This is a genomic window from Klebsiella sp. ZJOU C1, assembly GCF_035620215.1.
Lineage (GTDB): Bacteria > Pseudomonadota > Gammaproteobacteria > Enterobacterales > Enterobacteriaceae > Klebsiella > Klebsiella variicola.
The window spans coordinates 255863-277905 of record NZ_CP141644.1 but is presented as its reverse complement, the minus strand read 5'-3'; the positions used below and the strand labels follow the sequence as shown (position 1 = coordinate 277905).

General features: G+C 56.4%; 15 protein-coding genes. 5 read left to right on the top strand and 10 right to left on the bottom strand.

The annotated features are described in order from the left end of the window. Positions 1-263 precede the first annotated feature (263 nt). A complete protein-coding gene (locus SPE70_RS01285) occupies positions 264-1211 on the bottom strand; it encodes a LysR family transcriptional regulator (RefSeq protein ID WP_022065214.1) in 948 nt (315 codons plus the stop codon). Positions 1212-1340: 129 nt separating this feature from the next. Here SPE70_RS01285 and SPE70_RS01280 point away from each other — a divergent pair, with 129 nt between their 5' ends. Beyond that, on the top strand, positions 1341-2507 hold the full coding sequence (locus tag SPE70_RS01280; RefSeq protein WP_023323470.1) for an L-dopachrome tautomerase-related protein: 1167 nt from the start codon (positions 1341-1343) through the stop codon (positions 2505-2507). Positions 2508-2546: 39 nt separating this feature from the next. Here the strand turns inward: SPE70_RS01280 and bamA are convergent, their stop codons facing one another. Beyond that, entirely contained in the window at positions 2547-4970 is a 2424-nt protein-coding gene (gene bamA / locus SPE70_RS01275; RefSeq protein WP_012969159.1) for an outer membrane protein assembly factor BamA, read from the bottom strand. Between the two features lie 626 nt (positions 4971-5596). Between bamA and SPE70_RS01270 the strand changes: the two genes are divergently transcribed. Continuing rightward, on the top strand, positions 5597-7357 hold the full coding sequence (locus SPE70_RS01270) for a tannase/feruloyl esterase family alpha/beta hydrolase (RefSeq protein ID WP_022065216.1): 1761 nt from the start codon (positions 5597-5599) through the stop codon (positions 7355-7357). Between the two features lie 33 nt (positions 7358-7390). Further along, positions 7391-7759, top strand: coding sequence for a helix-turn-helix transcriptional regulator (locus SPE70_RS01265; protein ID WP_008807288.1), 369 nt, complete (start codon positions 7391-7393; stop codon positions 7757-7759). 263 nt (positions 7760-8022) lie between these two features. On the opposite strand, the gene SPE70_RS01260 is transcribed toward SPE70_RS01265, so the two are convergent. Next, positions 8023-10281, bottom strand: a complete 2259-nt coding sequence (locus SPE70_RS01260; RefSeq protein WP_008807289.1) for a TonB-dependent siderophore receptor — start codon at positions 10279-10281, stop codon at positions 8023-8025. 588 nt (positions 10282-10869) lie between these two features. Here SPE70_RS01260 and SPE70_RS01255 point away from each other — a divergent pair. After that, positions 10870-12450 (top strand): MltF family protein, encoded by a 1581-nt coding sequence (locus SPE70_RS01255; protein WP_064170549.1) that lies wholly within the window; start codon positions 10870-10872, stop codon positions 12448-12450. 150 nt (positions 12451-12600) lie between these two features. Here the strand turns inward: SPE70_RS01255 and ssb1 are convergent, their stop codons facing one another. Further along, positions 12601-13128 carry a single-stranded DNA-binding protein SSB1 gene (gene ssb1, locus SPE70_RS01250; protein WP_008807292.1) on the bottom strand — a complete coding sequence of 176 codons (528 nt, stop codon included), beginning with the start codon at positions 13126-13128 and terminating at the stop codon, positions 12601-12603. 251 nt (positions 13129-13379) lie between these two features. On the opposite strand from ssb1, the gene uvrA reads away from it, so the two are divergent. Further along, the gene (uvrA, locus tag SPE70_RS01245) at positions 13380-16205 is read left to right on the top strand and encodes an excinuclease ABC subunit UvrA (protein ID WP_008807293.1); all 2826 of its coding nucleotides are present in this window, start codon (positions 13380-13382) and stop codon (positions 16203-16205) included. Here the strand turns inward: uvrA and SPE70_RS01240 are convergent, their stop codons facing one another. The 6 genes from SPE70_RS01240 to dnaB form a co-directional block, all read right to left on the bottom strand. Continuing rightward, positions 16206-16562 (bottom strand): MmcQ/YjbR family DNA-binding protein, encoded by a 357-nt coding sequence (locus SPE70_RS01240; RefSeq protein ID WP_008807294.1) that lies wholly within the window; start codon positions 16560-16562, stop codon positions 16206-16208. 3 nt (positions 16563-16565) lie between these two features. After that, positions 16566-16982 (bottom strand): secondary thiamine-phosphate synthase enzyme YjbQ, encoded by a 417-nt coding sequence (locus tag SPE70_RS01235; RefSeq protein ID WP_008807295.1) that lies wholly within the window; start codon positions 16980-16982, stop codon positions 16566-16568. A 130-nt stretch (positions 16983-17112) separates the two neighbouring features. Continuing rightward, complete coding sequence (gene aphA / locus SPE70_RS01230; RefSeq protein WP_023323467.1) at positions 17113-17826, bottom strand: acid phosphatase AphA; 714 nt, start codon at positions 17824-17826, stop codon at positions 17113-17115. 193 nt (positions 17827-18019) lie between these two features. After that, complete coding sequence (gene tyrB, locus SPE70_RS01225) at positions 18020-19213, bottom strand: aromatic amino acid transaminase (RefSeq protein ID WP_064170551.1); 1194 nt, start codon at positions 19211-19213, stop codon at positions 18020-18022. 176 nt (positions 19214-19389) lie between these two features. Beyond that, a complete protein-coding gene (gene alr / locus SPE70_RS01220) occupies positions 19390-20469 on the bottom strand; it encodes an alanine racemase (protein ID WP_064170552.1) in 1080 nt (359 codons plus the stop codon). Positions 20470-20499: 30 nt separating this feature from the next. Next, the gene (gene dnaB / locus SPE70_RS01215) at positions 20500-21915 is read right to left on the bottom strand and encodes a replicative DNA helicase (RefSeq protein ID WP_008807299.1); all 1416 of its coding nucleotides are present in this window, start codon (positions 21913-21915) and stop codon (positions 20500-20502) included. Positions 21916-22043: the final 128 nt, after the last annotated feature.

Below are 22043 nucleotides of genomic sequence, written 5' to 3'. Positions count from 1 at the left end.
CCTTATAACAGATGCTACAAATTATTACCTTATATAGTGATAGCATCCATCATTATAAACTGCAAGCACACCTGACAATTATGTGACTTAAGACAATTCCTAACAACATAACCCATTATCGGTAACCTTAATTTTTCATCAAGAGATTAATGGTTAACCTCTATAAAAAAAGAAATAAATTAACCACAGAAAAGAAAATATAATAAAAAATAAGATAATATAAACATAATTGACAAAACGTCTTAGTCCTTGTGGATGAGCCCTCAGCCATGGGTATCAGGTAATGTCGCACACAGCGTCGCCAGCGCCTCGGCTGGCATGGTCAGCAGGGTAATTAATGCCCGGGCAGCGGCTGACTGGCTTTTATGCGGCGGGTAAAGCACCGAGAAAGGCCGTGAACGTCCGGCGAACGCCGGAAGAACAGGAACCAGCTCCCCGCGCGCGATCGCCTCCTGCACAATAAACGCATAGCTCTGACAGATCCCCGCCCCCTGCAGGGCCAGCGAGACCACCCCGAGCACATCATCGGAGACATGCAGAGATGACGTCGGCAGCCAGCTGATATCCCGGCCATCCTCACGAAATACCCATTCGGCGACTTTTCCCGTTGCCGGCATAATAAATGTCAGGCATGAATGATGGCGCAAATCGGCTATTTTACTCAGCGGTCTCGCTGTCGAGCGTAAATAGGCCGGCGAGGCCACCAGACATAGCGCCGCATCTTCCAGCTTTTTTGCCACCAGGCCGCTGTCGGGTAAATGTCCCTGGCGCACCACCAGATCGAAGCCCTCAGCGATAATATCGACATTACGGTTGGTAATATTCAGCTCAATCTGTACGTCGGGGTGCAACTGACGGTACAACGCCAGCCGGGCGGGCAAACGATAGTGTCCCCAGGTGGTGGGGGCGCTCAATTTAACGCGCCCGGATAACGCCCCTTTTTGCCCCTGCGTCTCCCGTTCGGCATTATCCAGCACCTCAAACGCCTGGCGGACCTGACTCAGATAGGCGCTTCCGGCCTCGGTCAGGCTGATCCGACGGGTGGAGCGGCGCAGCAGCTGGCACCCCAGACGCGTTTCAAGACGGGTGACGGCCCGGCTTAACACCGACGGCGTCGACGACAGCGCCACCGCGCCGGCGGTAAACGACCCGCGCTCGGCCACCGCCAGAAAGACTTCTACATCCGCAAGATAATCAAACCGCCGGGCCATTTGGTTCTCCAGAGAACAAATGATTGTCATTCCAGGCATCTTATCTTCCCGAAGGGATTTAATAAAATCGTTTACCGAGGCTTAACCGGGCCATCTGCCCCTCTTTTTTACTGCTTTCTGGAGACCATGATGCATCGTTTTTCACTCTTCGTTCTCGGCCTGCTGTCCCTGGGGCAGACCGCACTGGCGGCCGGGCCTGACGCCCCTGCCCATCTGGCGCTATGGCGCAGTTATACCGGGGTCACCTGGCAGCAGCGCGTCGATGCGCATTCCGTCAATGCGCCCATCGCAGGATTGCACTTTGACGCCGCCGGTCGGGCATTTGTTAGCACCCCACGTCTGATTTCGACCCAGGCGCCCGCCACGCTCAGCCTGCTCGATACCAAGTCCCTGAGCGGCCCGGCACGACTCACCGCCTTTCCGTCCACCGCGGCCAACAGCATCAGCGCCGATCCCCGCACGCACCTGCGCAATGTGCTGGGCTTTTACGTCGATAACCGCAACGGCTGGCTATGGGCGTTAGATCAGGGCTTTGTCGCAGGGGAAAAGACGGCGCCGCCGGGGGCGCAAAAAATCATGATCTATGCGCTCAGCGACGGTCATCTGGTGCAGCGTATTCCGCTCGACAGCGTCGCCGACCGGGAAGGAAGCTTCCTCAACGATATTGTGGTCGATGAGGCGCGCCGGGTGGCGTATATCGCCGACAGCGGCCTGCGCAGCGCGCCGGACAATCAGGCCGGACTGATCGTCGCGGATGCTAACCGTGGGACGGTCCGCCGGGTACTGAACCAGCACCCGGCGTTGATGCCGGTTGCCGGTCTGCAGGTGGTTTCACATGGGGAAACGGTCTGGCCGGGCAACCCCATTATGCTTGGTATCAATGGTATTGCGCTGTCACCGGACCAGGAAACCCTCTACTGGACGGTCACCACCGGTACCACGGCGCGGACCATCGCCACCGCCGCGCTGCGCGATCCCGCGATGAACGAACGCCAGCTCGCCGCGGCCATCCGTACCGCGGGTGAGGTCGGCGGGAATAGCGATGGGATCGTGGTCGATAAGCATGGCGCACTCTATATCACCGATGTGACCCATAACGGTATTGTCCGTTATCGCCCGCAGAGCGGGCGGTTCACCCTGCTTGCCGCTGACGACCGCGTGTACTGGCCCGATACGCCGACTATCGGCCCGGATGGCGCGGTAATGTTCACCGCCAGCCATTTAAACCAACACTTCGCTCAGGCGGTTAAACCGGGAGAAGAGAAATATACCATCTGGAAAGTGGTGCAACCCTGATCCACACGGCAGGCAGGCCCGTTGGACCTGCCTGCGTTTTTACCAGGTTTTGCCAATATTAAACTGAAACTGTTCTGCTTTATCGCCATCATACTTTTTAAACGGCTCTGCCCAGGAGAAGACCAGTGGACCGAGGGGAGACATCCACTGCACGGCAATCCCCGCGGAGAGACGAATATGACCCGGATCGCCGTAATCAGGGATCCCTGCCGCCAGCGTCTGCGCGGTGTTCTGCCAGGATGTGCTCCAGACCGTCCCGGCATCAACAAACAGCGAGGTTCGCAGGCTATCGGCGTACTTATCATTCACAAAGGGGGTTGGAATGATAAATTCGCTGTTCAGCACCGCCATGGCATTCCCGCCGACCGCATCAGATGAGGCGTCCAGCGGGCAGGCGCTATAGCTGCTTTCGCTACCATTGCAGCGGTAATAGGCCGCTTTAGGCCCAATGGTGTTAGAAGAGAAGCCGCGCACTGACGACGAGCCGCCGGCGTAAAAGTTATCGTAGAACGGTACACTTTTGCCGTCTAACCCACCGGCATAGCCTGCACGCAAACGTTCCATCCAGACCCAGCGCTTATTCTCGCTCAGCGGCAGATACTGGGCGGTGTCAAATGAGAGCTTGTAGTAGCTATTATCCGAACCGGGGAGGGTCACTTTACCGCTAAGACTGCTCTTGTTTCCCGCACGCGGGAAGAAGCCGCGATCGAGATCGTTATATCCCCATCCAAGACTCACAAAATAGTCGTTGGCGCTATATTTCGCGCCGCTGTCGCCATCTTTCGTCACCACGCTGGGCTCGATTCCCCGGGAGCTGAGGTAGCGCCAGGTCGTCAGCTCCGGATCCATATTGGTCAGGCGATTATGAACATAATCCAGTCCCAGGTTCAGGGAGTTATTTTCGCTAATGGGAAACCCCAGCGTACTGCCTAAGCCATAGCTCTGCTGGTTATAGCTCCCGGCATCCGCATCGGAAGCATCATAGCTGTTATAAAAAATCTTTCCGCCCAGGCTGATGCCATCGACGGTAAACCACGGGTTCGTCGCCCCCAGTTCAAGATAAGACTGGTAGCTGTTGCGCGTCCCGTTGAAGCTAACGCTATTACCCGTTCCCAGCCAGTTATCCTGAGTCACGCCAAGCTGATAGCTCACGCCGCTGTCCGTACCAAATCCCAGGCCCACGTTAAATGAGCCGGTGTTGCGCTCCTTCACCTTGTAGACCACATCGACCTGATCTGCCGTCCCACTGACCGGAACGATCTGCTGTTCAACGTTCTCAAAAAAACCCGTTCGGTCAAGACGTACTTTCCCTTGTTCGACTTTTTCGTTGTTGAGCCACGCCCCTTCCATTTGGCGCATTTCACGACGCAGCACCGCGTCCCGGGAGGTGTCGTTACCGGAAAATCGGATCTGGCGTACCGAGTAGCGGCGGCCCGCGTTGACCTGAATATGCAGCGCCACGCGGTGATGCGCATCATCGATTTCCGGCGTGGTCGTCACCTGCGGCCAGGCATAACCATACTTACCGAAACGCTTTTTGATCTCATTTTCAACTGTGGTGACTTGCGCCCCGCTGTACCATGCCCCCGCCAGCGGCTGGGCAAGGGCCTCGATCTCTGGGCCATGCTGCGCCAGGTCGCCTGTCACCTGAGTTCGGTCGACCCGATAACGTTCGCCTTCATTGAGGGCGATAGTGATATACAGGGATTTTTTATCTGGCGTCATACTGACCTGCGTGGACTCGATAGCAAAGCGCGCATAGCCGCGATCGAGATAAAAACTGCGCAGCGTTTCCAGATCGGCTTCCAGCTTCTGCTTCTGGTATTTTTTATCGGCTACCACGTTCCACCACGGCACATTATCGCGTAGCTGAAGCTGGTCCAGGAGCGTCTCTTCCCGAAACGCCTGATTACCGATAATGTTTATTTGTGCGATTTTCGCCGAGATGCCTTCCTGAAAGACGAACGTTAAGTCAACGCGATTACGCGGTAACGGGGTCACCACCGCGTGAACCTGCGCACTGTATTTCCCCGCACTGTAATAGAAATCCTGTAACCCTTTTTCTATTTCGCTAAGCGAATTTCTGTCCAGTGCGCTACCTGCAGAAATACCGGACGCGGTGAGATTTTCCTTTAGCGCATCATCCTTCACTGACTTATTCCCAGAAAAACTGACGCTGGCAATAGTGGGCCGTTCCTTAACCTGCACCACCAGCGTTTTCCCATCGCGCAGGATCTGCACATTCTCGAAATTGCCGCTCGCATACAGCGCGCGCACAGCCTCGCTGACATCTTCTGGCGTCACCGCATCTCCCGCGTGCAATGGCATACTTAATAGCGCCGCCCCGACGGTCACGCGCTGTAGCCCTTCAAAACGGATATCATCAACTTGATATGATGTTGCGGCATATAACGTTAAAGGGGCGATCAATAATCCGCTGATGATATGAGTCTTTTTTAACATGAATGTGTCGTCTACGAGATAATGAGCAATAGCAGTATTCTGCTGGCGTTGAGCTTATTTGTTCAGGATGCATCTCTAAAATGTGCGACAGAAAATAACCTGAGCGAGGCGCAGAATTACATGCAATTATGGCGATAAAATGGAGAAAAAAAGGATGTTAAATCATCTTTAAAAATATATTTAATGATGGAACTTTTGCTGAACGCCGTGGTTCTAATGGCCAACACCAGGGCTATATTTAGATTTACCTGAACGTTTTTTTATTAAAAAAGCCCCCTTTCTTGTTAATGAAAAGGGGGAAAATTCTCGTTAGGAATGATGCTCTCTGGGATCACCAGGAACAGGGAGAAAAATATCCTGAAACCCAGCAGATATAATGAAGAGAAATTGAATAAATTATGCAACTGATATCACAACATTCTACCCCGTATACACTGCCAAAGGCCGTTAACGAACATCTCCATATTTTCCTCAAAATAGCAGAATACAGTAGGGTCGCCTTATCAAGGCATCAAGGAAAGTCTATCGTTATCTACAATAGCCAAGCAGTGGCGCCTCGCCAGGGAAGGTGAGGCATAGGCTTCGCCATCCTGCCGCCTCCCATCATTAGCAACAGGGAACTGCGTATGACACGCTTACTCAAGACGATCTTACCCGTCATCCTCTGCACCCTCTTTGGGTTATCGTTCGCTTCACCCACGCAGGCTGCCGCCAGTCTGCCGATGGTTCTCCCCGCGCTAACATGCGATGCGCTGAGCGCGACCGACTTCAGCGCCGCCGTTGGCGCAAAGGTCACTATCAACCACACTGAAATGCAGACCTCCGCGCAGGGAAGCTGGTGCAAGGTGAGCGCCACTATCGCCCCCCAGATTGGCGTGCAGATTGCCCTGCCGACCCAACGCTGGAGTCAACGTTTCTTGCAGGTCGGCTGCGGCGGACTGTGCGGGAGTATTAACCTGAGTCTGTCGAATGCCAGCGGCTGCCTGCCGGCAATGAACGGCGAGTTTGTGGTGGCAGCAACCGATATGGGGCACCATGGCAGTATGATGGATGCTTCATGGGCTGAGGATCCGCAAAAGCGCATCGATTTTGCCTGGCGCGCCAACCACCTGACCGCCGTGCTGACCAAAGCGGTGATTCAGACGCTTTACCGCCAGCAACCAAAGTACGCGTACTTTATGGGCTGCTCAGACGGCGGTCGCGAAGCATTGATGGAAGCACAGCGCTTTCCGCAAGATTTTGACGGTATCAGCGCTGGCGCGCCTGCGGCCTTTTTCCAGTTTCAGAATTCCTTCTTCCACGGCTGGAATGTGGCCGCCAATCAGCGTCCGGACGGTACCGCTATCCTGCTGAAAGATCGCCTTCCTCTGATTCACCAGGCCGTGCTGGCTCACTGCCCGACGCTTTCCGGCGTGCAGGATGGTATCCTGCAAAATCCGTATGCCTGTCAGTTCTCTGAGTCATGGCTCCCCCGCTGTCCTGCCGATGCTCAGGACCGTTCTACCTGCCTGACGCAGGAAGAGATCGAGGTGGTGAAAAAACTCTACCGCGGCGCTTACGACAGCCACGGCGCCCAGTTTGTCGCTGGCGGTCTGCCGCTGGGCTCCGAGCTACGCTGGCCGGTGCCCGAGACCCCGACCGGCCACTCGATGTCGGAAATGATGGTACTGCCGGCTCTGCAATCCGTGCTCCTGCCGGGAGGAAAACAGAAGATCCAATCGATGCGGGATTTCCCACTGAACCAGCAGAATTTTGACGCCGTCGCTCAACTGGCACCGCTCTATAACGCGGCAAATACCAATCTTCATGCCTATCAACAGCGCGGCGGCAAGCTTATCCTGTGGCACGGTCTGGCCGATGACTCCGTCAGCCCAGCCTTTTCTATCGCCTATTACCGCGGCGTAGAAGCAGAGATGGGCCATGCCGCAACGGATACCTTCCTGCGGTTATTCCTGCTGCCTGGGGTAGCCCATTGCGGTAATGGCGAAGGTTACGACCAAATTGATCTCCTTACCCCGCTGATGCGCTGGACCGAGGAAGGCATCGCGCCGCAAGAGATCATGGCCGGAAAACGGGCGCCAGCCGCCACCAGCCTGCCGCCGATGACAGAAAAACCAGATGCCCAAACGCAGTTTCACGGCGTGCAGAAAGTCAGTCAGCCTTACGCTGACGCCGCCCCAGCCGTTATCGCGACTCGCCCGGCGTACCCCTTTCCGGCCATTGCCCGTTATAACGGGCACGGCGACGTGAATGACGGCGAAAATTATCATGCAGAGCAATCAACCGCGTTTGGTCATCTGCAGCTGGCAAAACCCGCCAGCGACTATATTGGCCCTGATAATCAAAAAAATTATCAGGTTCGCCACGGCGAACTCACTGTTCAATAAACCCCAAGGCTCCTCGCTGAGGAGCCATTCGTTATGGGATTAGCCGCAATCATGCGTAGCAAAACGCTCCAGCAATCGGTATTAAACGACCTGCTCCTGTGGATCGATAATAATCTGGATAAGAAACTGACCGTCGACGATCTGAGCGATATCTCTGGTTATTCCCCCTGGCATTTATTTCGACTCTTCCGCCATTATTTTGATCGTTCGCCCATGGAATATATCCGCCAGCAGCGCATGTCGCTGTGTTGCCGTTTATTGCTGACGACGCCTGGTTACCGAATCGTCGATATTTGTATGATGGTCGGTTATGACGATCTCAGTGCGTTTAATCGTACCTTCAAAAAATATTATGCGCTCACACCCACTCAGTATCGCTATCAGATCACGCGGCAAAAATAAGGAGGTCCCCCTCCTCCGCATCGCTGCGGTTGGGAATGGAAGGGGGACAGGGGATATTACAGAAGGGAAATAGCAGGATGCTATTATCGAACCCGGTCGGGATCAACGACCTTGCGCGACGGAAATCAGTATAAAAGGATATGTTGAGCTAATAATGTAGAGGGCGTGAAGATTTTGTCACGATTTATAACCGCCTCCTCCGCTCTCATCTGAAATAAAAAAACCGGGTCGCGCTGCACCCGGTTTACTCCTCATCAGCATCATCAGAAATGAGTATTAACGCTCATAAAGAAGGTCCGCCCCGACTCGTTATAGGTCTCCGCACCCGCGCCATACAGATAAGCCCCCGTCGTCGCGTTGCCGGTCGTTTGCGCATTCCCTGCCCGGTAGTGGCGAATATCAAACAGGTTATCTATCCCGCTGGTGAAGCTCAGATTTTTGTTCACATCCCAGGTCGCACTGAGGCCGACAATGCTGTATGGGCTGACTTCGTTTAGTTCGCTGCCGCTGACCGCCTCGCCCTTATAATTAAAGCGTTTTGGTTTCTGTCGACCATACCAGGTAAAGGTGCTCTGCAGGGAGAGATCTTCACGAACCTGCCAGCTCAAAGTCGAGTTCAGGGTAAACTGCGGGATCACTGACAGCCGGTCGCCGGTCGTCTTATTCTTGCTCTGCAGCATCCATGTCAGGTTATTGCTCCAGTTAACCGTCTCCCCCACCGGAAGATTCAGCGTTCCTTCCAGGCCTTCCACTAACGCCTTTGGTACGTTTTCCCACTGATAGATATTGGTGGTGCCGTTGCTGGCGGTGCCCACCGCCGCGTACCCTGACTCAATCTTGTTGTGATAGTCGTTACGGAACCAGGTGATTCCCGCCTGATAGCCATCATGCTTGTACTCAAGACCAATCTCTTTATTAACGCTGGTCTCCGCTTTCAGGTCGCTATTCCCCATCAGATAGCAGGCGGAACTACTGGCGTAACAGCCTTGACCGTTGCTGTAGAGAATATAGTTCGGGTTCAACTGGTAGAGGTTAGGTGCCTTGTAAGCGCGGGCAATGCCCAGCTTCAGCGTCCAGTCATCCGTCAACTCCTGGGAGAGGTTCAGTGAGGGGCTCCAGTTATTGCCGACGATGCTGTGGTGATCGAAGCGCAGGGCGGGTGTCAGCATGGTACTGTCCGTTAGCGCCATATTATCTTCGGTAAACAGCGAGAAGATCTCGGCGCTGGAGTACGGGCTACGACCGGTAGCCGACACACCGTCGATAGTCCCGTAAGAGAGCGCCTGGGTTGTCGATACGCCATCTTTCATCCGCTGCTGATTCCATTCGGTGCCCAGCGTCAGATTCTGATCGACCCCCAGCGTAAACGGAATATTCACTTCGCTATGTAGCAGGACATCGGCCAGATCGATATCTGAAAACTCGCTACTGGAGAAGATCCCTTCCGTACCGCCCGCCAGCCCTTCATTCATTCGCGAGTTACGGGTGTGTTCGTACTGGGCATAGCTGTTGCTGGTCACGCCATTATCCCAGCCGCCGGTCCATGTGACGCCGTAAGTTTGCCGGTAGAGACGGTTGGTCTCTTTCCCGTACATACTCTTCACCAACGTACTGGTATTGGTGTTTTGCGTGTCGCCGGCATAGAGGTTGCCCTGGCGGCTGTAGCCGGCCTCAAACTCCAGGGCCTGCATCGGGGCGAACTCCCAGCGTAGCTTACTGTGAATATCTTTGTTCACCACCCCTTCACGTCCGGCGGGATAAGAACCGGCGTAGGAACCGGTACGCTCCGCTTCATGCCCGGCGTTAATGTCCTGAGCATCAGCCTGGGTTTTACTCAGATTACCCCAGAGATTGAAGCTGACACTGTCCGACAGTGGACCATTGAGGCTAAAGTTGGTACGTTTCGTCGCCCCTTCTTTACGGTGCTGCGGAGCATTCATATAGGTATTCCACGACCCGTGCCATTCTGGCGTGGTCGGTTTGGTCACGATGTTGACGACCCCGCCCATCGCGCCATTACCATAGCGCGCCGCCGCCGGGCCGCGGATCACATCGATATGATCGATCATCTCCGCTGGCACCCAACTGGTATCGCCGCGGGAGTCACGATCGCCGCGCCAGCCATACCGCACCGAGTTACGGCTGGTCACCGGTTTACCATCGACCAGCACCAGCGTATTCTCGGGCCCCATGCCACGGATATCAATTTGCCGGTTGTTGCCGCGCTGACCACTGGTGGAGTTGCCGGTCAGGTTTACCCCAGGTTGCGTACGAATTAACTCCGATACATCGCGGGCGGGGGGATGTTTGCGAATCTCCTCTGCGGTAATGGTCGACACGCCCGGTGCCTGCAGGTTCTGCCTGGCAGCGGTCACCACCATCGTTTCCTCCTGGTTTTCGGCCGTTGGGGTGCTCTTATCGCGCGTCGATTGTTCTGTCATATTCTCTGCCGCCTGCAGCGGCACGCTACAGGCGAGCAAAGGAATGACGATCCCCAGCGGGAAGTGAGACGTGTATTTCATAGAATATGCCCTGTTTTCTGTTGCTGTCGGGCATAACGCCTTCCCCAATTGAAAAAACAATGGGATAAAATACTCGCCTCTGCGCCTCGCCAGATTTTGGCGTAGGTCAGCCCCTTCCCGATAGTCATGGGAATAAGAAAACAGCATGAGGCATAATAAAATTAAGTGCCCTGTTTCATCATTAGAGAAAAAGCGCTGCGCGCTATTCTTTGATAGCGTAATCCAGACAGCGAATAATAAGAGTAATGTGCTGTGCTACGGTAATAAAAATGAGATTCATTATCAAGATGATAATAATCAATATCGGGGAAAAATAAAATAAACACAAATAATCAAACAGTTACAACAAAACAAATGGAGAAGAATAAAATAAAAATATCATCATCATTTTCTATTTATCATTAAAAACACACATTTCCGCCATATTATCTCCATAGTTAAAGTAAAGATAAAAGCACATTAATAGCAAGCGATAAAATGGGAGAAGACTATTTGTCGGCATCGTTATGTTTTTTACGCCCTTGTCGTGCCCGGCTAACGGCAGCCGTTCTGCTAAAATAACCACATCCCCCTGCGGAGTGTTCCTCCATGAACGCCAACTTGCTATCACGCCTGTTTATCGCCTGGCTCACCTGCCTCGCGGCGCTGTTATTCGCCCCTATCCTGCTTGCGGCGGAGGCGGAAAAAGCGCCGCCAGTCGCAACCGAAGACAATACGCTGTCGATCCACATCGACGATATGCTGCAGCCATGGAAAGGCGATCTGCCCGGCATGACCGAGCGGCGCACCATTCGGGTATTAACCACCTACAGCAAAACCTTCTTTTTTATTGATAAAGGCACTCAGCGCGGAGCAACCCACGATATCTTTATGGCGCTGGAAAACGATCTGAATAAGCAGTTGGCGAAGGATAAAAAGCTCAAACAGCGCCACCTGAAGCTGCATATCGTTTTTGTGCCGGTCAGCCGGGATAATCTCTTTATCGCGCTTAATGAAGGTAAAGGCGATATTGCGGCTGCCAATCTGACCATCACGCCCTCGCGGGAAGCCCAGGTCGATTTCGCCCAGCCGCTCTACAGCAACGTGAAAGAATTACTGATCTCCGGGCCGGCATCGCCGAAGATCGACAGCCTGGAGCAGCTCTCCGGCCAAACCGTCTTTGTTCGCCGCTCCTCCAGCTATTACGAGAGTCTGCAGGCGCTGAATGCCCGATTTGCCAGTGAGTCGCGGCCGCCGGTTATCCTGGAGGCAGCGCCGGAAGCGCTGGAGGATGAAGATCTGCTGGAAATGCTCAACGCCGGGCTGATTCCGCTGATCGTCGTCGATCAACACAAAGCCGTTTTCTGGAAACAGGTGTTTCCGAAAATTCAGGTCCATGACAACGTGGTGCTGCGCGACGGCGGCAATATTGCCTGGGCGGTACGCAAAGACAGCCCGCAGCTGCTGGCGGTGCTAAACAACTTCGTCAAAAAGAATCGTCAGGGCACCACGCTGGGTAATATCCTCCTGCTGCGTTACCTGAAAAATGCCAAATATGTCAAAAATGCCGCCGCGAGTAAGGAACGGCGCAAGTTCCTCGCCATGGTGGAAGTCTTCCGCAAATATGGCGATCGCTACGATGTCGACTGGCTGCTGATGGCGGCCCAGGGGTACCAGGAATCGCGACTGAACCAGTCGGTGCGAAGCCACGTCGGCGCCGTCGGGGTAATGCAGGTGATGCCCAGCACCGGAAAAGAGCTGAAAGTGGGCGATATTAAACAGCTGGATCCCAACATCCATGCAGGCGTGAAATACATGCGCTGGATGATAGATCGCTACTATGCTGATGAGCCCATGACCCGGCTCGATAAGGCGCTGTTTGCCTTTGCCTCCTATAACGCGGGTCCGGCGCGTATCGCTCGCCTGCGCACCATGACTAAACAGCGAGGATTTGACCCGAACGTCTGGTTCGGTAATGTCGAAAATCTGGCGGCAGAAAAAATTGGCGCCGAGACGGTCACCTACGTCAGTAATATCTATAAGTATTACATCGCCTATCGGCTGATCGTCGATGATATGGCCCGCAAACAGAAAGCGACGGCCGCGCCGCGACAGGAGCCAGCAGCAGAGCCAGTGAAACCGCAGCCCAGCGTGGCGACGCCGGAGACCGCTCAGGCGCCCTCTGCCTGAAACGCTCGTCGCCGCAGGTTAAAAACCGGTTCTGACACGGTGGCGCAGAAAAAATGCTGAAAGGATGATGCTGAAAGGATAAAGAAAAAACCCCGGCGAAACCGGGGCTTTTTGTATTTTACGGCGCAGGCAACGCGTTTAAGGCAAGCCTTAAAACGGGATGTCGTCGTCGAAGTCCATCGGCGGTTCGTTAGAAGAAGGCGCTGCCGGGGCCTGCTGCTGCGGACGGGACTGTGCGCCGCCGCTGAACTGGTTGCCGCCCTGCGGCTGCTGAGGCTGACCCCAACCGCCCTGCTGCTGGCCGCCGCCTGCCGGCGCGCCGCCACCCTGACGGCCGCCCAGCATCTGCATGGTGCCGCCAACGTTAACCACGACTTCGGTGGTGTATTTCTCCTGACCGGATTGATCGGTCCACTTGCGGGTACGCAGCTGGCCTTCGATATATACCTGAGAGCCTTTGCGCAGATACTCGCCAGCGACTTCCGCCAGTTTGCCGAACAGCACAACGCGGTGCCACTCGGTCTGCTCTTTCATTTCGCCGGTCTGCTTGTCACGCCAGGATTCGGAAGTTGCCAGCGTGAAGTTGGCGACAGCGCCGCCACTTGGCATGTAGCGTACTTCCGGGTCCTGCCCCAGATTACCGACGAGAATCACCTTGTTTACGCCTCTGCTGGCCATGTTCGTGTCTCCTGAATACGTTTCTTAATAGTGTAAACGCGCGAGTGTACCATTTCCACGTAGCATTTTGATAGCTGCGAGGCTGATTCCAGAGATAGCACTCGTACAAGACATTGTTGCACACTCCCCCTGAATTTGCATTCCGATACTGTATATTCATTCAGGTTAAATTGTGTCATAATTAGCCGTTTCTGCCGTTTGTCCTCCAAGCAAACCAGGCAATCCGTGTATCTACCTACCGGGAAAGGTGAATGGATAAGATCGAAGTTCGGGGCGCCCGCACCCATAATCTCAAAAACATCAACCTCGTTATCCCGCGCGACAAACTCATTGTCGTCACCGGGCTTTCCGGGTCTGGCAAATCTTCACTCGCTTTCGACACCCTGTATGCCGAAGGCCAGCGTCGCTACGTCGAATCGCTCTCCGCCTATGCGCGACAGTTCCTGTCGCTGATGGAGAAGCCGGACGTCGACCACATCGAAGGGCTGTCGCCGGCGATTTCCATCGAACAGAAATCAACCTCTCACAACCCCCGTTCGACGGTGGGTACCATTACCGAAATTCACGACTACCTGCGTCTGCTGTACGCCCGCGTCGGTGAACCGCGCTGTCCGGATCACGACGTGCCGCTGGCGGCGCAAACCGTCAGCCAGATGGTCGATAACGTCCTCGCGCAGCCGGAAGGCCTGCGCCTGATGCTGCTGGCGCCCATTATTAAAGAGCGTAAAGGCGAGCACACCAAAACCCTGGAAAACCTCGCCAGCCAGGGCTACATCCGCGCGCGGATCGACGGCGAAGTCTGCGATCTTTCGGATCCGCCGAAGCTGGAGCTGCAGAAGAAGCACACCATCGAGGTGGTCATCGACCGCTTTAAGGTGCGCGACGATCTGGCGCAGCGCCTGGCCGAGTCGTTCGAAACCGCGCTGGAGCTCTCCGGCGGTACCGCCATTGTGGCCAATATGGATGATGAAAAAGCGGAAGAACTGCTGTTTTCCGCTAACTTCGCCTGCCCGATCTGCGGCTATAGCATGCGCGAGCTGGAGCCGCGCCTGTTCTCCTTCAACAACCCGGCGGGCGCCTGCCCGACCTGCGACGGCCTCGGTGTTCAGCAATATTTCGATCCCGACCGCGTGGTGCAGAATCCGGAGCTGTCGCTGGCGGGCGGCGCCATCCGCGGCTGGGATCGCCGCAACTTCTACTACTTCCAGATGCTGAAGTCGCTGGCGGAGCACTATAAATTCGACGTCGAAGCGCCGTGGGGCACCCTCAGCGCCAGCGTGCAGAAAGTGGTCCTGTACGGTTCCGGTAAAGAGAATATTGAATTCAAATACATGAACGATCGCGGCGACACCTCGGTACGTCGTCACCCGTTCGAAGGCGTGCTGCACAATATGGAGCGCCGTTACAAAGAGACGGAATCCAGCGCCGTGCGCGAAGAGCTAGCGAAATTCATCAGCAACCGCCCATGCGCCAGCTGTGACGGCACGCGGCTGCGTCGTGAAGCGCGCCACGTGTTTGTAGAGAACACCCCGCTGCCGACCATTTCCGATATGAGCATCGGCCACGCGATGGACTTCTTCAACAACCTGAAGCTCTCCGGCCAGCGGGCGCAAATCGCTGAGAAAGTGCTGAAAGAGATCGGCGATCGCCTGAAGTTCCTTGTCAACGTCGGTCTGAACTATCTGACGCTTTCCCGTTCGGCGGAAACGCTCTCCGGCGGCGAAGCCCAGCGTATCCGTCTGGCGAGCCAGATTGGCGCCGGGCTGGTTGGTGTGATGTACGTGCTGGATGAGCCTTCTATCGGCCTGCACCAGCGCGATAACGAACGCCTGCTGGGTACCCTGATCCATCTGCGTAATTTAGGCAACACGGTGATCGTCGTTGAGCATGACGAAGACGCGATTCGCGCCGCCGACCATGTGATCGATATCGGCCCTGGCGCTGGGGTCCACGGCGGCCAGGTGGTGGCCGAAGGGCCACTGGACGCCATTATGGCGGTACCAGAATCCCTCACCGGGCAGTTCATGAGCGGTAAGCGCAAAATCGAAGTGCCGAAACAGCGCGTACCCGCCAATCCGGAAAAAGTGCTGAAACTGACCGGCGCGCGCGGCAACAACCTGAAGGATGTGACGCTGACCCTGCCGGTCGGTCTGTTTACCTGCATTACCGGCGTTTCCGGCTCGGGTAAATCGACGCTGATTAACGACACCCTGTTCCCGATTGCTCAGCGCCAGCTTAACGGCGCGACCATCGCCGAACCGGCGCCGTATCGCGATATCCAGGGGCTGGAGCACTTCGATAAAGTGATCGATATCGACCAGAGCCCGATCGGCCGTACGCCGCGCTCCAACCCGGCGACCTATACCGGGGTGTTTACGCCGGTGCGCGAACTGTTCGCCGGGGTGCCGGAATCACGTTCACGCGGCTATACGCCAGGGCGCTTTAGTTTTAACGTTCGCGGCGGGCGCTGTGAAGCCTGCCAGGGTGATGGCGTCATTAAGGTTGAGATGCACTTCCTGCCGGATATCTATGTGCCGTGCGACCAGTGCAAAGGCAAACGCTATAACCGCGAAACGCTGGAGATTAAGTACAAGGGTAAGACCATCCACGAAGTGCTGGATATGACCATTGAAGAGGCGCGTGAATTCTTTGATGCCGTACCGGCGCTGGCGCGTAAGCTGCAAACCCTGATGGACGTCGGCCTGACCTATATCCGTCTCGGCCAGTCGGCGACGACGCTGTCCGGCGGCGAGGCGCAGCGCGTGAAGCTGGCGCGCGAACTCTCCAAACGCGGTACCGGCCAGACGCTGTATATCCTCGATGAGCCGACCACGGGTCTGCACTTCGCCGATATTCAGCAGTTGCTGGAAGTGCTGCATCAGCTGCGCGATCAGGGCAATACCATCGTGGTGATTGAGCATAACCTCGATGTGATTAAAACTGCCGACTGGATTGTCGATCTGGGTCCGGAAGGCGGTAGCGGCGGCGGCGAAATACTGGTCTCCGGTACACCTGAGACCGTCGCCGAGTGCGAAGCCTCGCACACCGCGCGCTTCCTGAAGCCGATGCTGAAATAATTAGCGGGATAGCTGCTGCCGGACCGACTCCGGCAGCATTTTCACCGCCTGCTGGTAAGATGCATCGACCAGGTAGTAGATTTGCGAATCCGGCAGCGAGCCATCCAGAAAGACGGTGCTCCAGTGCGCTTTATTGAGATGCTTGCTGGGCCGGACATCGCGATGCTGCTCTCGCAGCAGCTCCGCCAGTTCCGGGCTCGCTTTCAGCGCGACCGCCGGCCGCTGGTCCTCTACTTCCTTCACCATGGCAAACAGCACGTCCGAGACTTTGATCTGCGTGGCTTTCCAGTCGCTATGGACGCTCTGCTCCGCTCCCGGTTTCGCCATGCAGTACTGCAATAACTCCGAAATTGTCATCTTTTATTCCCCCATGAGCGTCGCAACGATGTGCCGCGAACCGCCGTGTATCCGATGCTCCCCCAGCCAGATGCCCTGCCAGGTTCCCAGCCTGACGCGCCCGTCCTCGACCGGCAGCATCAGCGACACGCCAAGCATCGATGATTTGATGTGCGAAGGCATATCGTCAGGACCTTCATAATCATGTTCGTACGGCGCATTGTCCGGCACGGCGTTGAGAAAATACTGCTCCATGTCATAGCGGACGGTGGGATCGCAGTTTTCGTTGAGCGTCAGGGAAGCGGAAGTATGCTGGAGCAGGAGGTGCAGCAGGCCAACCTTCACCCCGGACAGCCCGCGAATCTGACCGAGGACCTCATCGGTGACCAGATGAAAACCGCGGGATTTTGGCCCAAGCGTCAGGGTTTGCTGATACCACATCATCGACTCCTTTTGCGAATGAATCCTTCTAAGTGTGCAGCAATACGTGAAAAGGTAAAACCTTCCACCCCTGATTTTGCATAAAAAAACGGCAGCGCTACCGCTGCCGTTTATCGCGTTCAGGCGATCGTCAGTATTCGGAATTGACGATCACTTCTTCGCCCAGCGCCCCGGCCATCGGCAGCGGCTTATAGGAGGAGTTGGCGGCCCGCAGCACGCGGATCCCACGGGCGCCGGCCTCACGGGCAGCGGTGATGTCGTTATCCGAATCGCCGTAGAAAACCTTTATCTGCTTCGCCTGCAGCCACTGGGTCTTGGTGTTCTGGCCAGGCTTATCACCGGCGAAAATCACCGGATTCATATTGGCGGCCGGAATGAGAAAATCATCCTGCAGGGTTTTAGAAACGGTTTCTGTTTTGGTCTGGCTGCGGCCGGTGACGAACCAAATGCTGTCCCCACGCTTCACATGCATCGCAATCAGCTGGCGCGCCACCTCTTTCGGCATGCTGAATTCATCCCAGCCGTTGTTCATTTTTTCCCAGAACTGCGGGTTTTTCAGGTAATCCTCACTGCCGGGGGAGAAAGTTTTTTGCCCGCGCCAGAAGCCCGGACTGGAGAAGAGGACGGTGTCATCGATATCAAAACCGACGGCCATCGGCGGCCGCCCCAGCAGGCTGTTCTCGATTTGCGCCACCGAAACCCAGTGGATCGGCGCCTGCTCGGCCAGCTGGGCCACATTGGTGCCCACCCACAGCGGCTGTGGCGTGGAGGCGCGCGCCACAACGGCGCTGTTCAGCGAGAACAAAAGAGAAGCCGCCGCAAAGGCGAGAGTAAGTTTGCGCATATTTATCCCTAAATCTATCAATCATTATTATTTTTAATAATGTGCATGCTTAGCAACGCCCCGACCTTACCCGCCGATCGCGTGGATGAAAAGCCTTTTTCGCGTAGATGTCATAGAAAAAGAGGATGATCACAATCAGAGAGGAGGTTGCCGCTGCCCGTTGACCGGCAGCGGCAACCCACTGGAGAGCGGCTTACATCACCGCAGCAAAGGCTTTCGCCACCTGCTGAACATTACGTGAGTTTAACCCTGCCACGCACATACGACCGCTGGCAATCAGGTAGACGCCAAACTCGTCGCGCAGACGATCGACCTGCGCTGCGCTGAAGCCGGTGTAGCTGAACATCCCGCGCTGCTTAAGCAGGTAATCCACCTTGCTGCCCGGAGCAACCTGCTGCAGCGCGTCGACCAGCGCCTGGCGCATGGTCAGAATGTGCGCGCGCATGGCGTCCACTTCCGCCTGCCAGGTGGCTTTCAGAGCTGCATCGTTCAGCACCGTCGCCACCACCTGCGCGCCAAAGCTTGGCGGGCTGGAGTAGTTGCGGCGCACGGTGGCCTTCAGCTGACCCAGCACGCGGCCTGCAGTTTCGCTGTCTTCACAGACCACTGACAGGCCGCCGACACGCTCCCCGTACAGGGAGAAAATCTTGGAGAACGAGTTGCTGACCAGCATCGGCATCCCGGCGCTGGCGATGGCGCGAATGGCGTAAGCATCCTCTTCCAGCCCCCCGCCAAAGCCCTGGTAGGCGATGTCGAGGAAGGGGATCAGCTGACGCGCTTGTAATACCTTAACCACGCGGTCCCACTGGGCTGGCGTCAGGTCGGCGCCGGTCGGGTTGTGGCAGCAAGGGTGCAGCAGCACAATATCGCGCGCTGGCAGCGTTTGCAGCGTCGCCAGCAGGTCCTCAAAGCGCACGCCGTTGGTGGCTTTGTCAAACCAGGGGTAAGTACTTACTTCGAAGCCAGCCCCTTCAAAAATGGCGATGTGGTTTTCCCAGGTCGGATCGCTGACCCAGACATGAGACTCCGGAAAGTAGCGTTTGAGGAAGTCGGCCCCGACCTTCAGCGCGCCCGAACCGCCGACCGTCTGAATGGAGGCAATGCGGTTTTGCTTAAGCGCGGTATGCTCTGCGCCAAACAGCAGCGGCGCAATCGCCTGACGGTAGCCGCTCAACCCTTCCATCGGCAGATACAGCGAGGCGCCATGCGGCCCGGCGTTCAGGCGTGCTTCCGCTTCCGCCACCGCCTGCAGCTGCGGGATAATGCCGTCATCGTTGTAGTACAGCCCGATACTCAGGTTGACTTTGTCGCTTCGCGGATCTTCTTTGAAGCGTTCCATCAGAGATAGAATAGGGTCGCCGGCGTAGGCGTCAACTTTTTGAAACACGCGATGTATCTCCAGGTTTACATAGGGCAGGTTCTTACACAATAAACCGGATATGACGACAGGTCGAGAGGATGTTGAGGGGAAAATGACCGCGAGGTGGCATAAACCGCTTTTTCGCTCGCGGCTGTGCCGATGGCGTACCGGATAACATCAGGGTTATCCGGTACGGCTGGTGCTTAGTCGAGGTATTTCATGGCGACGCGGGAGGTCAGTCGCGTAATAAGTTCGTAAGCACTCACTTTCGTTATCTCGGCGATGCGCTCTACCGGGAGTCCCTCTCCCCACAGCACTACCGCGTCGCCGGCTTTATCCTGGGCCTGCGGTCCGAGGTCAACGCAGATCATATCCATCGCTACCCGGCCGACAATCGGCACTTCCCGGCCATTGACCAGCACCGGCGTGCCCGACGGCGCGGCGCGCGGATAACCGTCGCCATAGCCCATCGCCACCACGCCGAGACGGGTATCGCGTTCGCTGATCCAGGTGCCGCCGTAGCCGACGGGCTCCCCTGCTTTATGCTCGCGCACCGCAATCAGGCTGGACGTCAGGGTCATCACCGGCTGGCAGCCAAAATCTTGCCCGGTGGAGCGATCGTCCAGCGGCGACACGCCATACAGGATAATCCCGGGGCGCACCCAGTCGTAATGCGATTGCGGCCACAGCAGAATGCCGCCCGAGGCGGCGATAGAGCGCAGCCCCGGTTTGCCTTCGGTAAAGGTGGTGAAGATATCCAGCTGGCGTTCGGTGGCGCCGCAGGTCGGCTCATCGGCGCGGGCGAAATGGCTCACCACGTTCACCGGCTGGCGGACGTTTTTACACTGGCTCAGACGCTGATAAAACGCCTCGGCTTCCTCCGGGCGCACCCCTAAGCGATGCATGCCGGTATCCAGCTTCATCCACACGGTTACCGGCTCGGGGAGATCGGCTTGCTCCAGCGCCGCCAGCTGTTCGGGGCTATGCACCGCCGTATGCAGGCGCTGGGCGGCGATCACCGCCAGGTCTTCCGCAGCAAAAAAGCCTTCCAGCAGGAGGATCGGCTGGGCGATGCCTCCTGCTCGCAGGCGCAGCGCCTCTTCCAGGCGGGCGACGCCAAAGGCGTCGGCGTCGGTCAGCGTTCGCGCGGTCTCAAGGAGGCCGTGTCCGTAGGCGTTCGCTTTCACCACCGCAACCAGTTTGCTGGCAGGCGCCAGGTCACGCAGACGTTGCAGGTTGTGTCGCAGAGCGCGGCGGTTGATAACTACAGTTGCCGCTTGCATTTGAATTCCTTAAAAAAAGACAGACAGAGTTTACTCATCGTCATACTGAGGGCCGGCATAATTATCGAAACGCGACCACTGGCCGTTAAAGGTCAGTCGCACGGTGCCGATCGGGCCGTTACGTTGTTTACCAATGATAATTTCCGCGATGCCTTTAAGATCGCTGTTCTCGTGATAAACCTCATCACGGTAAATGAACATGATCAAGTCGGCATCCTGTTCAATGGATCCGGACTCACGCAGGTCGGAGTTGACCGGGCGTTTATCGGCGCGCTGTTCCAGCGAGCGGTTCAGCTGCGACAGCGCCACCACCGGCACCTGCAGCTCTTTCGCCAGCGCCTTCAGCGAGCGGGAGATTTCGGCGATCTCAAGGGTACGGTTGTCGGAGAGCGACGGCACGCGCATCAGCTGCAGGTAGTCGATCATGATAAGTCCGATGCCGCCGTGCTCACGGGCGATACGCCGCGCGCGGGAGCGCACTTCCGTCGGCGTCAAGCCGGAGGAGTCATCGATATAGATATTGCGTTTTTCCAGCAGGATGCCCATGGTGCCGGAGATCCGCGCCCAGTCTTCATCGTCCAGTTGACCGGTACGAATGCGGGTCTGATCGACGCGCGACAGCGAGGCCAGAGAACGCATCATGATCTGTTCCGAGGGCATCTCAAGACTGAAGATGAGTACCGGCTTATCCTGCAGCATTGCCGCGTTTTCCACGAGGTTCATCGCGAAGGTCGTTTTACCCATCGACGGACGGGCGGCGACGATAATCAGATCCGACGGCTGCAGGCCAGCGGTCTTTTTGTTGAGGTCGTCGTAGCCGGTATTCACCCCGGTGACACCGTCATGCGGCTGCTGGAACAGCTGTTCGATACGGGCGACGGTGGCATCAAGCACATCGGCGATGTTTTTCGGCCCTTCGTCTTTATTGGCCCGGCTTTCGGCGATTTTGAAAACCCGGGATTCGGCGAGATCGAGCAGATCTTCGCTGGTTCGCCCCTGCGGGTCGAAGCCGGCTTCGGCGATCTCGTTGGCCACCGAAATCATCTCGCGCACCACCGCGCGTTCGCGCACGATGTCAGCATAGGCGCTGATGTTCGCCGCGCTGGGCGTGTTTTTGGACAGTTCGGCCAGGTAGGCGAAGCCGCCGACGCTGTCCAGCTGCCCCTGACGCTCCAGCGACTCCGCAAGGGTGATCAGGTCAATCGGGCTACCTGACTCCTGCAGACGCGCCATCTCGGTAAAGATATGACGATGCGGACGAGTATAGAAATCTTCCGACACCACGCGTTCGGCGACGTCGTCCCAGCGCTCGTTATCCAGCATTAAACCGCCCAACACCGACTGCTCCGCTTCAATCGAGTGCGGCGGGACTTTCAGCCCGGCGAGCTGCGGATCGCGTTCGCGGGTTTCTGTCTGTGGTTTGTTGAAGGGTTTATTTCCTGCCATAGCCTAACATTTCACCGATACGGAAAAGAGCGTGACAGTATAGCGAGAAAGCCATTGCCGCTAAAGAACCCATTAAGCGTGGCAGGCCTGAGGCGGATAAGAAAATCCGTCGCTGCCGCCGCAGGCTG